General features: G+C 69.6%; 12 protein-coding genes. 4 read left to right on the top strand and 8 right to left on the bottom strand.

Going from position 1 to position 11,596, the window contains the following annotated elements; all coding sequences use genetic code 11:
* Window positions 1-232 precede the first annotated feature (232 nt).
* From VGR06_RS16390 to rpmH, 8 genes are all read right to left on the bottom strand, one after another.
* Window positions 233-1,195 carry a ParB/RepB/Spo0J family partition protein gene (locus tag VGR06_RS16390; protein ID WP_327559934.1) on the bottom strand — a complete coding sequence of 321 codons (963 nt, stop codon included), beginning with the start codon at window positions 1,193-1,195 and terminating at the stop codon, window positions 233-235.
* The gene (locus VGR06_RS16385; protein WP_327559933.1) at window positions 1,192-2,073 is read right to left on the bottom strand and encodes an AAA family ATPase; all 882 of its coding nucleotides are present in this window, start codon (window positions 2,071-2,073) and stop codon (window positions 1,192-1,194) included. Before VGR06_RS16385 ends, VGR06_RS16390 begins: the two co-directional genes overlap by 4 nt.
* A gap of 34 nt (window positions 2,074-2,107) precedes the next feature.
* Window positions 2,108-2,770 carry a 16S rRNA (guanine(527)-N(7))-methyltransferase RsmG gene (rsmG, locus tag VGR06_RS16380; RefSeq protein ID WP_327559932.1) on the bottom strand — a complete coding sequence of 221 codons (663 nt, stop codon included), beginning with the start codon at window positions 2,768-2,770 and terminating at the stop codon, window positions 2,108-2,110.
* Between the two features lie 166 nt (window positions 2,771-2,936).
* Complete coding sequence (locus VGR06_RS16375; protein WP_327559940.1) at window positions 2,937-3,449, bottom strand: protein jag; 513 nt, start codon at window positions 3,447-3,449, stop codon at window positions 2,937-2,939.
* A gap of 81 nt (window positions 3,450-3,530) precedes the next feature.
* Complete coding sequence (gene yidC, locus VGR06_RS16370; RefSeq protein ID WP_327559931.1) at window positions 3,531-4,652, bottom strand: membrane protein insertase YidC; 1,122 nt, start codon at window positions 4,650-4,652, stop codon at window positions 3,531-3,533.
* Window positions 4,653-4,655: 3 nt separating this feature from the next.
* Window positions 4,656-4,994 carry a membrane protein insertion efficiency factor YidD gene (yidD, locus tag VGR06_RS16365; protein WP_327559930.1) on the bottom strand — a complete coding sequence of 113 codons (339 nt, stop codon included), beginning with the start codon at window positions 4,992-4,994 and terminating at the stop codon, window positions 4,656-4,658.
* Complete coding sequence (gene rnpA / locus VGR06_RS16360; RefSeq protein ID WP_327559929.1) at window positions 4,991-5,380, bottom strand: ribonuclease P protein component; 390 nt, start codon at window positions 5,378-5,380, stop codon at window positions 4,991-4,993. Before rnpA ends, yidD begins: the two co-directional genes overlap by 4 nt.
* Before the next feature lie 26 nt (window positions 5,381-5,406).
* Window positions 5,407-5,544, bottom strand: a complete 138-nt coding sequence (gene rpmH, locus VGR06_RS16355) for a 50S ribosomal protein L34 (protein ID WP_327559928.1) — start codon at window positions 5,542-5,544, stop codon at window positions 5,407-5,409.
* Between the two features lie 552 nt (window positions 5,545-6,096).
* Here rpmH and dnaA point away from each other — a divergent pair.
* The 4 genes from dnaA (at window position 6,097) to recF (ending at window position 11,414) form a co-directional block, all read left to right on the top strand.
* Window positions 6,097-7,647 (top strand): chromosomal replication initiator protein DnaA, encoded by a 1,551-nt coding sequence (gene dnaA / locus VGR06_RS16350; RefSeq protein ID WP_327559927.1) that lies wholly within the window; start codon window positions 6,097-6,099, stop codon window positions 7,645-7,647.
* 533 nt (window positions 7,648-8,180) lie between these two features.
* A complete protein-coding gene (gene dnaN, locus VGR06_RS16345; protein ID WP_327559926.1) occupies window positions 8,181-9,314 on the top strand; it encodes a DNA polymerase III subunit beta in 1,134 nt (377 codons plus the stop codon).
* A gap of 26 nt (window positions 9,315-9,340) precedes the next feature.
* Entirely contained in the window at window positions 9,341-10,252 is a 912-nt protein-coding gene (gene gnd / locus VGR06_RS16340; RefSeq protein ID WP_327559939.1) for a phosphogluconate dehydrogenase (NAD(+)-dependent, decarboxylating), read from the top strand.
* A gap of 1 nt (window position 10,253) precedes the next feature.
* Complete coding sequence (gene recF, locus VGR06_RS16335; protein ID WP_327559925.1) at window positions 10,254-11,414, top strand: DNA replication/repair protein RecF; 1,161 nt, start codon at window positions 10,254-10,256, stop codon at window positions 11,412-11,414.
* The last annotated feature ends 182 nt before the right edge of the window (window positions 11,415-11,596 follow it).

The raw sequence follows: 11,596 nt of genomic DNA, 5'->3' as shown, positions 1-11,596 counted from the left end.
TCCTCGCCCGGCCTCACCGAGACCTCGCTCCTGCCGATGGCCATCGAAGCCGCCGGCCGCTCCCTCGGCGACATCTACGCCGCCCTCATCGAGCGCGCCCTCGCCCGCCGGCCACCGTCACCGTGACGTAACTGCCGTGTGTGATCACAACGGGACCTCAGGGGACCGTGACGTCACTCAGCCACACTCAACCCGATAACCCGCACCGCCAGCTGGAACGAAACGACAGCAGTTAATTCCGGAGAGGCGGACTAGTCATCATGTCGACGATGCGCTCCAGGTCGTCGACGGAGCCAAACTCGACGACGATCCGGCCCTTGCGGCGACCCATCTCCACCTTGACCCGGGTGTCGAACGTGTCGGCAAGTCGCTCCGCCACGCCCTGGAGGCCGGGGGCCTGCATCGGCTTGCGGGGCGCCGGCTTGGGCTTGGCGGTCGGCTGGTTCTTGGCGAGCGTGACCGCTTCCTCGGTGGCGCGGACCGACAGGCCCTCGGCCACGATGCGGGCGGCGAGGTCCTCCTGGGCGCCGGGTTCGTCCAGAGCGAGCAGGGCCCGGGCGTGGCCGGCGGAGAGCACCCCGGCGGCAACCCGGCGCTGCACCGGGAGCGGGAGCTTGAGCAGGCGGATGGTGTTGGTGATGACCGGGCGGCTGCGGCCGATCTTGTCGGCGAGCTGCTCGTGCGTCACGTTGAACTCGCCGAGCAGCTGCTGGTAGGCGGCCGCCTCCTCGAGTGGGTTCAACTGCACCCGGTGAATGTTCTCCAGCAGGGCGTCGCGCAGCATCGCGTCGTCGGTGGTCTGCCGGACGATGGCAGGGATGGCGGTCAGCTCGGCCCGCTGCGCCGCCCGCAGCCGGCGCTCGCCCATGACCAGCTCGTAGCTGCCCTCGCCGAGCTCGCGCACGACGATCGGCTGCATGAGGCCGAACTCGCGGATGGAGTGCTCGAGCTCGGCGAGCGCCTCCTCGTCGAACACCTGACGCGGCTGCTTGGGGTTGGGCTTGATCGCCCCGGTGGGCACTTCGCGGTAGACCGCCCCGGCCACCACCCCGCTCGGCTCGGGGGCCGCCTCCCCGGTGCGCGGGCCGGGCCGGGCCGGCAGCCGGACCGGGCCCGGGCTGCCGTCGGCCCCCGGGCTGCTCGGGATCAGCGCTGCCAACCCGCGGCCGAGTCCCCCCTTGCGCTCCGCAGTCACGTGCTCGCCTCCACCACGGCGCCACGCTCGGCCATCTCGCGGGCCGCGTCCAGGTAGCTCAGCGCACCCCGTGAACCCGGGTCGTAGGCGAGCACGGTCTGCCCGAAGCCCGGAGCCTCGGACACCTTGACGCTGCGGGGGATGACGGTGCGCAGCACGGTTTCGCCGAAGTGCCGGCGGACCTCGGCGGTCACCTGGTCGGCCAGCTTGGTCCGGCCGTCGTACATGGTGAGCAGGATGGTGGACACCCAGAGGTTCTGGTTCAGGTGGCCCTGAACGAGCTCGATGTTGCTGAGCAGCTGGCTCAACCCCTCCAGCGCGTAGTACTCGCACTGGATCGGGATGAACACCTCTTCGGCAGCCACCATGGCGTTCACCGTGAGCAGCCCGAGCGAGGGCGGGCAGTCGATGAACACGTAGTCCGGCTTGATCTGATCGAGCGCCTCGGGGGAGATCGCCTCCTTCAGCCGGCCCTCTCGCGCGGTCATGGACACCAGCTCGATCTCGGCGCCGGCCAGATCGATGGTCGCCGGCACGCAGTAGAGGTTGTCCGACTGATCGCTGACCACCGCGGCGTCGGCCAGCGACACCTCGCCGATCAGCGCCTCGTACACCGACGGGGTCCCGGAGCGGTGGTCGACGCCGAGCGCGGTGCTCGCGTTGCCCTGCGGGTCGAGGTCGACGACGAGCACCTTGAGGCCGTTGAGGGCCATGGCGGCGGCCAGGTTCACCGCGCTCGTCGTCTTGCCGACGCCGCCCTTCTGGTTGGCCACGGTCAGCACCCGCCGGCGGGCCGGAGGTGGGAATGGCTCACCCGGGTGCAGCACCCGGGTCGCTCGCTCGGCCTCTTCGGCGATGGGGGTCCAACCGGCTGTCATCGGTCGCACCCCCGTTTCACGTGAAACATCGTTCCTACCGGTCCTTCCTCATCCGCCGGTCCTGGCGGTTCACCCTGTCCACGAGCACTACCGTTGCCGGATCGCTCAGCACATCCGCTCCACACGTCTCGATGCGGGGCTCACCGCCGCCGGCCCTGCGCACCGCCACGCGGTCCCGGGCCACCTCGTCCGCAGCGGTGGCTCCCTTCATCGCCACGAGCGATCCGCCCTCACGCAGCAACGGCATACTCCACTCACATAGTTTCGCCAACGGAGCGACCGCCCGCGCGACAACGACGTCGGCATCGCCAATCTGGCGGCGGATGGCCCGCTCCTCGGCCCGCCCACGAACAACGGTCACGGACAACCCGAGGGCACCGGCGACGTGCTCGAGCCATTCAACCCTACGAGCCATCGACTCCAGAAGGGTGACCCGAAGATCGGGCCGCGCCAGGGCGAGTGGGATGCCCGGGAGCCCGGCTCCCGACCCGACATCGACCACACGTGCCCGCCGAGGCATCAGCGGCGCGATCGCCGCCGAGTTGAGCAGGTGCCGGTCCCACAGCCGCTCCACTTCCCGCGGACCGATCAAACCGCGCTCCGGCCCATGGCGGGCAAGCAGTTCGGCGTAGGCGACGGCACGCGGCAACTCGGCACCGAACAGCGTCTCCGCGGCCGGCGGTGCCACTTCCGTCATGCGCGATCCCCGTCCGTGTTTCACGTGAAACCGTGTCCGGTCATTCTCCCCGACGACCGCGGGCACGTTCGGAGGCGCCCCACCGTTGATCCCGTTTCACGTGAAACGGGATCAACGAAAAACGCGGCCCGCCGGAGCGGACCGCGTCTCGTCTGCAGTGTTGCGATCAGGACTGGGGGAATATCACGACTCGGCGGCGCGGGTCCTCGCCTTCGCTCTCGCTGTGCACACCCTTGATCACGGCGACCGCGTCATGTACCACCTTGCGCTCGAACGGGGTCATGGGCTGGAGGCGGATCTTCTCACCACTGGCGAGCACCTTCTCCGCGGTCGCCTTGCCGAGGTCGCTCAGCTCCTTGCGTCGGTCGGCCCGCCAGCCGGCGATGTCCAGCATGAGCCGGCTGCGCGTGCCGGTCTCCTGCTGGACCGCGAGCCGGGTCAGCTCCTGCAGCGCCTCGAGCACGTTGCCGCGCGGGCCGACCAGCTTCTCCAGGTCCTCGCCGCCGTCGATGCTCACCACCGCGCGGCCCGCCTCGACATCCAGATCGATGTCGCCGTCGTAGTCGAGCAGGTCGAGCAGGCGCTCGAGGTAGTCCCCGGCGATGTCGCCCTCACGAACCAGGAGATCGTCGCCGGAGCCCGACGAATCCTCCTCGTCGTTGTCGGCCTCCGCGTCCACCTCGCCGTCCGTGGCCTCCAACTCGACGTCCGACTCCTGCACCGTTTCCGGCACGGCCCTCTCCTCTCCAGGTCGATGCGCCTAGCGGTTCCGTCGACCTGACCTCTTGCTACGGGACTGGTCTGTGATCAGACCGGGAATCTCGGGGCCGTCCTCGGACGGCGGGGTAGCGGCCGGCTTGCTCTTGGCCGGGGGCTTGCGGTTGGCCGGCGCACCGTTGCCGGCGCCCTTCGACGCGGCCGATCCGGTCGAGCCGGCGGCCGGCTTCGCTTTCGGGACGGCTCCGCCGGCGGGCTTGTCCGTCGCGGCGTTCGTCGCACCGGTCTCCGTCGCGGGCTTGGCCGGCGGGCGCTTGCGGACCTGGGTCGGCTTCTGCCCGGGCTTCGGGCCGAGCGCGGACCGCTTCTCGATCGCCGCGGCCTTCTTCTCCTCTTCCTCGCGGTCGATCCGCTTGTACACGATCCGCTGCTGCATCAGCGTCCAGGAGTTGTTGGCCAGCCAGTAGAGCAGCAGGCCGATCGGGAAGAAGAAGCCGAACACCAGCACGCCCAGCGGGAACACGTACATGGTGATCTTGTTCATGATCGCGGTCTGGGCCGTGGCCGACTCGGGGTTCTGCCGTTCGACCGAGTGCCGCGCGGTCAGGTGGGTGAGCAAGCTCGCCAGAACCATCAACGGGATCGATACGAGGATCACCGATGTGCGGTTGGCACCGAACCGAGTGAGAATCTCAGTCGGCTGCGCGATGAAGTTCGACAGCCGCGCGCCGAACAGATTCGCCTGCAGATAAGACGAGACCTCGCGCGCCTTGAAGAAGTAGTTCTCATTCGGGCTGTTACCGAACGACCGCAGCACGTGGTAGAGGCCGATGAAGACCGGGATCTGCAGCAGCATCGGCAGGCAACCGCCGAGCGGGTTGAAGCCGTGCTCGCGCTGCAGCTTCTGCATCTCCTGGGCTTGCTTCTGCTTGTCGTTCGCGTACTTCTTCTGCAGCTTCTTGATCTCCGGCGCGAACTGCTGCATGGCCCGCATCGAGCGGACCTGCTTGACGAACGGCTTGAACATGATCGCGCGCAGGGTGAAGACCAGGAACATGATGCCCAGCGCCCATGCGATGCCACTGGCCTCGCCGAACACGTGTCCGAAAACCCAGTGCCAGCACCAGAGGATGAACGACACGGGGTAATAGATGAAATCGAGCACGAGTTACTCCTCGCCAGCGATGGGCTGAGCCGACGCCGGCTCATCGGAACGATTACGTCGCGGTGGCACCGGGTCGTAGCCGCCGGGGTGCCACGGGCCGCAGCGCAGCAACCGGCGGATCGACAGCCAGGTGCCGCGCAGGGCGCCGTGTGTGGTCAGCGCCTCGAGCGCGTAGGCGCTGCAGCTGGGTTCGAACCGGCAGCTCGGCGGCAGCACGGGAGAGATCCAGCTGCGGTAGAAGCGCACCAGGAACAGCAGCGGGCGGGCGGCCGGGCTGGGCCGGACAACCTCGGGTTCGGGGTCGTCGCGCACGGCCAGGTCGACCGCCACCGCCCCGTTCACACTCCACCGCCATCGTTGTCGACCGTCAGCCGCAGCCGGCGCAGCGCACTGTCGAAGTCCTGCCGGAACTCGGCGCTGGACGCACCGGCCGCCGAGGGCAGCGCCCGCACGATCAACGCGCTGCCGGGGGGGAGAGTTCCGAGCCGGTCCCGCACGACGTGCCGCAGCCGGCGCGCCACCCGGTGCCGGACCACGGAGTTGCCGACCGCCTTGCTCACCACGAACCCGATCCGGGCGCTCGAACTGGTCTGGACCACTTCGCGACCGTCGGCGGTGGCCTGGGCCAGTGCGTGCACCACGATCCGCGGACCGCCGGCCCGGCGACCTTGCCTGGTCACCAGCCGGAAGTCCGCGCTGCGGGTCAGCCGCGCGGTCGCCGGAAGCACGTGCAACGTCCCCCGTCGCGGGGCGGTCAGGCCGACAGGCGGGTGCGGCCCTTGCGTCGGCGGGCCGCGAGAATCGCCCGGCCGGCACGGGTCCGCATCCGCAGGCGGAAACCATGGGTCCGCGACCGGCGGCGATTGTTCGGCTGGAAGGTGCGCTTGCTCACGGTCGGATCTCCCCGATTATTTTCGGTCAGGTCTTGGCGGTCGCGCCCGTCAAGGTCGGCAGGTGCTTCTCGCGCCAGCGTCGACGGGCACACGAAACACGCCCACCGCGCACGGGGGACCTTACGAGGTTACGCACCCGCCCGGCGGCGGCCAAATCCGGGTACGCCGGAAGCCGCGCCGGGTGGCCGGCGTCTCACTGCCTGGTACCGCCAGGCGACACGCCGTCCCCATTCAAATGTTTGCCTACTGGTGCGTCTTGTGGCAGGGCGCCGCGCTTGTTAGCGTGCGGGCTCTTGGTTGGCCACATGGGAGTGGGAGTCCCTGCTGCGCAACTGAAGTGGGTTGAACCTCCGCCGCCTCCGCAGGTTCGCCCGCACTTTCGTGCACAGTTGTGGACAACCCTGTGGATGCCGAGTTGGCATCCCGGACGGCGCGCGTTGACACTGGAGGCCCTACATGGTGCGACCGCCGCGGGGGTGGGTCGTGGGGGCAAGCCCCCGCACGGCGCCAGGGGATGACGCAACGCCGACGGGGGGAGGGGAGCCACTCAGGTGTCCGACCATCAACTGAACCTTGGTGTGGTGTGGGAGCAGGTGGTGCGGGAGTTGTCCGCCGGCACGCTCTCACCGCAGCAGCGCGCCTGGATGCGGGTGACCCGGCCGATCGGTCTGCTCGACGGCACCGCATTGCTGGCCGCGCCGAGCGACTTCGCCAAGGACGCGATCGAACGGGCACTGCGCGAGCCGATCACCGAGGCGCTGTCCCGACGGCTCGGCCGCGAGGTGTCGCTCGCGGTCAAGGTCGAGCCTCCCGCGCCGGCAGCCGTCCCGGCGGCCAACGGCGGCGCCCCGCACGAACCGGCGGCCGGCAACGGAATGGAGCTGCCCGAACCGGTGCCCGGCGCCCAGCTCTCCCTCGGCGCCGACGGTGAGCCGGACGGCGACGGGGACGAGGTGGACGAGGAGGGCGAGGCGCTCGCCACCGTGCACGAGATCTGGCCCACCTTCACCGGATCCCAGGCCATCAGTGGGCAGCCGTTCACCGCGCCGGCCCAGCCGCAGACCTCCAAGACCCGGCTCAACGAGAAGTACACATTCGACACGTTCGTCATCGGCGCGTCCAACCGGTTCGCCCACGCGGCCGCGGTCGCCGTCGCGGAAGCGCCGGCCCGCGCGTACAACCCGTTGTTCATCTGGGGCGAGTCCGGGTTGGGCAAGACGCACCTGCTGCACGCGGTCGGCCACTACGCGCAACGGCTGTTCCCCGGCATGCGGGTCCGCTATGTGTCCACAGAGGAGTTCACGAACGACTTCATCAACTCCCTGCGGGACGACCGGAAGGTGGCGTTCCAGCGCCGGTACCGCGACATCGACGTGTTGCTCGTCGACGACATCCAGTTCCTGGAAGGTAAGGAAGGAACCCAGGAGGAGTTCTTCCACACCTTCAACACGTTGCACAACGCCAACAAGCAGATCGTGGTGTCCTCGGACCGGCCGCCGAAGCGGTTGGAGACGCTGGAGGACCGGCTGCGCACGCGGTTCGAGTGGGGTCTGATCACCGACATCCAGCCGCCCGAGCTGGAGACGCGGATCGCCATCCTGCGCAAGAAAGCCGCGCAGGACAAGCTCGCCGCGCCGGCCGAGGTGCTGGAGTTCATCGCGGCCCGCATCGAGCACAACATCCGCGAGCTGGAGGGCGCGCTGATCCGGGTCACCGCGTTCGCTTCGCTGAACCAGCAATCGGTCGACGTCGGTCTGGCCGAGATCGTGTTGCGGGACTTGATCCCTGACTCGCAGATCCCGGAGATCACCGCGGCGATCATCATGGCGGTCACCGCCGAGTTCTTCGGCGTGACCATCGAAGACCTTTGCGGGCCGGGGAAAACCAAGGCGCTCGCGCAGGCCCGGCAGATCGCCATGTACCTGTGCCGGGAGCTGACCGACCTGTCGCTGCCCAAGATCGGCCAGACGTTCGGCAACCGCGACCACACCACGGTCATGCACGCGGACAAGAAGATCCGCAAGGAGATGTCGGAGCGGCGCCGGATCTACGAGCAGGTGCAGGAGCTCACCTCCCGCATCAAACAGCGCGCCCGCGGCTGAGAGTCGATCTCTGAAGCCGACTTCGGTCACCCGTAACGGGGAAGTCTTTACGCTCGCACCCTGTGTACGACCGCGGGGACAACTGGGGAGGGATCTGTGGACAACTTGGCTTCGCTGTGGAGCAATCGATCCACAGCCGCGTTCATCCACCGGCACGCCAAGCTGTCCACGGATCCGGCCAGGGGGTTCTCCACAGCGACACCGCCGGCCGGGCCTGCGGGGACACGAGTTGCCCACACAATCCACACCCCCTACTACTACTGCTGTTTTGATCTCTTAAAAGAGTCCACAAGCAAAGAGCTAAGCGCGGTGGACAACTTCGCCGGGGCGAGCCGCCGGGTCACGGGCCGACGTGACGCCGGCACCGCCGAGGGTGTTGAATCCACCCACGGAGTGCCCGGGGCCGGTGGTGGGGCTCGCCCCCGGTGGGCGGGTACCGCGCACAAGCTGGCTACGGTTGGCCTTCCATGCGTTTGCGTCTCGGGCATGCCGCGGTGGCGGCAAGGTGAGTTCCGAGCGAGGAAAGGACTCTCATGAAGATCCGCGTCGAGCGCGACGGTCTCGCCGACGCCGTCGCCTGGGTCGCCCGCAGCCTGCCGTCGCGGCCGCCGGTGCCCGTGCTGGGTGGAATCCTGGTGGACGCCGGCGGGTCGGAGGCGCTGACCATCTCCGGCTTCGACTACGAGGTGTCCGCGACGGTCGGCGTGCCGGCCACGATCGCCGACGGCGGCCGGACACTGGTCTCCGGGCGGTTGCTCGCCGAGATCACCCGCGCGCTGCCGGCCCAGCCGGTGGAGATCCTCGTCGACGGCGCCCGGGTGATGATCACCTGTGGCAACGCCCGGTTCAGCCTGCCGACCATGCCGGTCGAGGACTACCCGCAGCTGCCGGCCATGCCGCCGCACGCCGGTCAGCTCGCCGGCGAGGTGTTCGGCCAGGCGGTCGGTCAGGTCGCGGTGGCCGCCGGCCGAGACGACACGCTGCCGATGCTCACCGGCGTCCGGCTGGAGATCAACGGGGACAAGCTGACCATGGTCGCCACCGACCGGTTCCGGTTGGCCATGCGGGAGTTCACCTGGCAACCGGACGCCACGATGGCCGACGCCGGCGAGGTCGCCGTGCTGGTGCCGGCGCGCACGCTGAACGAGGCGGCGAAGTCGCTCGGCACCGCGGGCAGCACGGTGGAGGTCGCGCTCGCTCCCGGCGACGGGCTGCTGGGCCTGTCCGGTTCCGGCCGGCGCACCACGACCCGGTTGCTGGACGCGGAGTTCCCGCGGTACCGCCAGCTGCTGCCGAGCGAGCAGAGCGCGGCCGCGGTCGTCGACGTGGGGCCGTTCCTCGAAGCGATCAAACGCGTCTCGCTCGTCGCCGAGCGCGGCACCCAGGTGCGCCTGGAGTTCGCCGACGGCGGGCTGCGCCTGTCGGCCGGCGGTGAGGACGAGGGCAGCGCCGAGGAGGAGCTCGCCGTGCAGTTCACCGGTGACCCGGTGACGATCGCGTTCAACCCCGGGTTCCTGCAGGAGGGCCTCGGCGCGTTGCACGCCGACCGCGCCGAGCTGTCGTTCACCACGCCGAACCGGCCGGCGCTGATCAAGGGTGTGGACGCCGAGGGCTCGGTCATCGGCGGCTACCTGTACCTGCTGATGCCGGTGCGGCTGCCGGGCTAAGTGTGGAGGAGTACTGGCGCTTCGCCATCGAGCCGGAGAAAGGAAGCACAGTGCAGCTCGGACTCGTCGGCCTCGGCCGGATGGGGTTCAACATGCGCGAGCGGTTGCGCCGGGCCGGCCACGAGGTGGTCGGCTACGACCGCAACCCGGACGTCACCGACAGCACCTCGCTCGCCGATCTGGTGTCAAAGCTCGAGGCCCCGCGCGCGATCTGGGTGATGGTTCCGTCCGGCGAGCCGACCCGGCAGACCGTCACGGAGCTCGCCGAGCTGCTCGACCCGGGCGACGTGCTCATCGACGGCGGCAACTCGCGCTACACCGACGACCGCCGGCACGCGGATCTGCTGGCCGCCAAGGAGATCCACTACCTGGACTGCGGCGTCTCCGGCGGTGTCTGGGGCCTGGACAACGGCTACGGCTTGATGGTCGGCGGCGACGCGGCGGACGTCGAACGGCTGATGCCGGTCTTCGACGCGCTGCGTCCGGAGGGACTACGGGAGGAGGGCTTCGCGCACGCCGGCCCGGTCGGCGCGGGCCACTTCTCCAAGATGGTGCACAACGGCATCGAGTACGGGTTGATGCAGGCGTATGCCGAGGGCTTCGAGCTGCTCGACGCGGCGGAGATCGTCGAGGACGTGCCGGCCGTGATCAAGGCATGGCAGCGCGGGACGGTCGTCCGGTCGTGGTTGCTCGACCTGCTGGTTCGCGCGCTCGAGTCCGACCCGGAGCTGGACGACCTGCGTGGGTATGTCGAAGACTCCGGCGAGGGCCGGTGGACCGTCGAGGAGGCGATCAACAACGCGGTGCCGGCGCCGGTGATCGCGGCCGCGTTGTTCGCCCGGTTCGCCTCGCGGCAGGAGGACTCGCCGGCGATGCGGGCGGTCGCCGCGCTGCGCGCCCAGTTCGGCGGGCACGCCGTGCACCAGGCCCAAGGTTGAGGTGTACGTCCGGCGCCTTCAGGTCACCGACTTCCGCTCGTGGGAGTTCGCGGACCTGGAGCTCGAACCAGGTGCGTCCGTTCTCATCGGGCGCAACGGTCAGGGCAAGACGAACCTGATCGAGGCGATCGGTTACGCCGCCACGCTCGGCTCGCACCGGGTGGCCACCGACGCCCCGCTGATCCGGCACGGCGCGGCCCGGGCGATCGTGCGGACGACGGTGGTCAACGCGGGCCGCGAACTGACCGTCGAACTGGAGATCACGCCGGGCAAGGCGAACCGGGCGCGGGTGAACCGTGGGCCGGTGCCGCGACCGCGGGCCGTGCTCGGGATTCTTCGCACCGTGTTGTTCGCGCCCGAGGACCTGGCGCTGGTGCGCGGGGATCCCGGGGAGCGGCGCCGGTTCCTCGACGATCTTCTGGTGTTGCGGGCGCCGCGGTTCGCCGGTGTCCGTGCCGACTACGAGCGGGTGCTGCGGCAGCGCAACGCCCTGTTGAAGACCGGCGGCGCCGCGCGGCGGGCCGGGAAGCGCGGGGACATCGCGACCTTGGATGTCTGGGACGGGCATCTGGCCCAGCACGGCGCGGAGTTGCTTGCCGCCCGGCTGAACCTGGTGGCCGATCTCGCGCCGCACGTGTCATCCGCGTACGCCGGCATCGCGCCGGAGTCCAGGCCGGTCCGGATCGCCTACCGGTCCACGATCGCGGAGAGCCTGCCGCCGGAGTACGGCACCTCGACCACGAGCCGGGCCGACGCCGAGGTGCTGACCGATGCGCTGCTCGCCGCCCTGGTCGCCGGTCGCGACGCCGAGCTGGACCGCGGGGTCAGCCTGGTCGGCCCGCACCGCGACGAGCTCGAGCTGATACTGGACGACTTTCCGGCCAAGGGCTTTGCCAGCCACGGCGAGTCGTGGTCGTTCGCGCTGGCATTGCGGCTGGCGTCGTACGAGCTGCTCCGGGCCGAGGCCGGCGAGCCGGTGCTGCTGCTCGACGACGTGTTCGCCGAGCTCGACCAGCGCCGCCGCCGGCGACTCGCCGAAGTGGCCGCCGGGGCGGAACAGGTCCTGGTCACGGCCGCGGTGGAGGAGGATGTCCCGGACGAGCTGGGTACCGCTCGATATGTCGTGTCGGACGGGGAGGTGCGCCGTGCCCAACCGGCCTAAGCCGGGATTCTTCTTCGTCCCACGGGTTACACTGAGTGATGGTCAACGTCCCACATCTGGGGACAACCCTGTGGATAGTGTGGATAACGCTGTCACTGTGCGCCCGGAGACTGGACAAAATACGGCGATTTCCGGTGATACGGCCACTCGCGCGGGTGTTGATCACAGTGAGACCGGCGTGT

The organism is Actinophytocola sp. (assembly GCF_036002505.1).
In the GTDB taxonomy this organism is placed as follows: Bacteria; Actinomycetota; Actinomycetes; order Mycobacteriales; family Pseudonocardiaceae; genus DASYTH01.
This window is presented reverse-complemented; position numbering and strand designations above follow the sequence as displayed.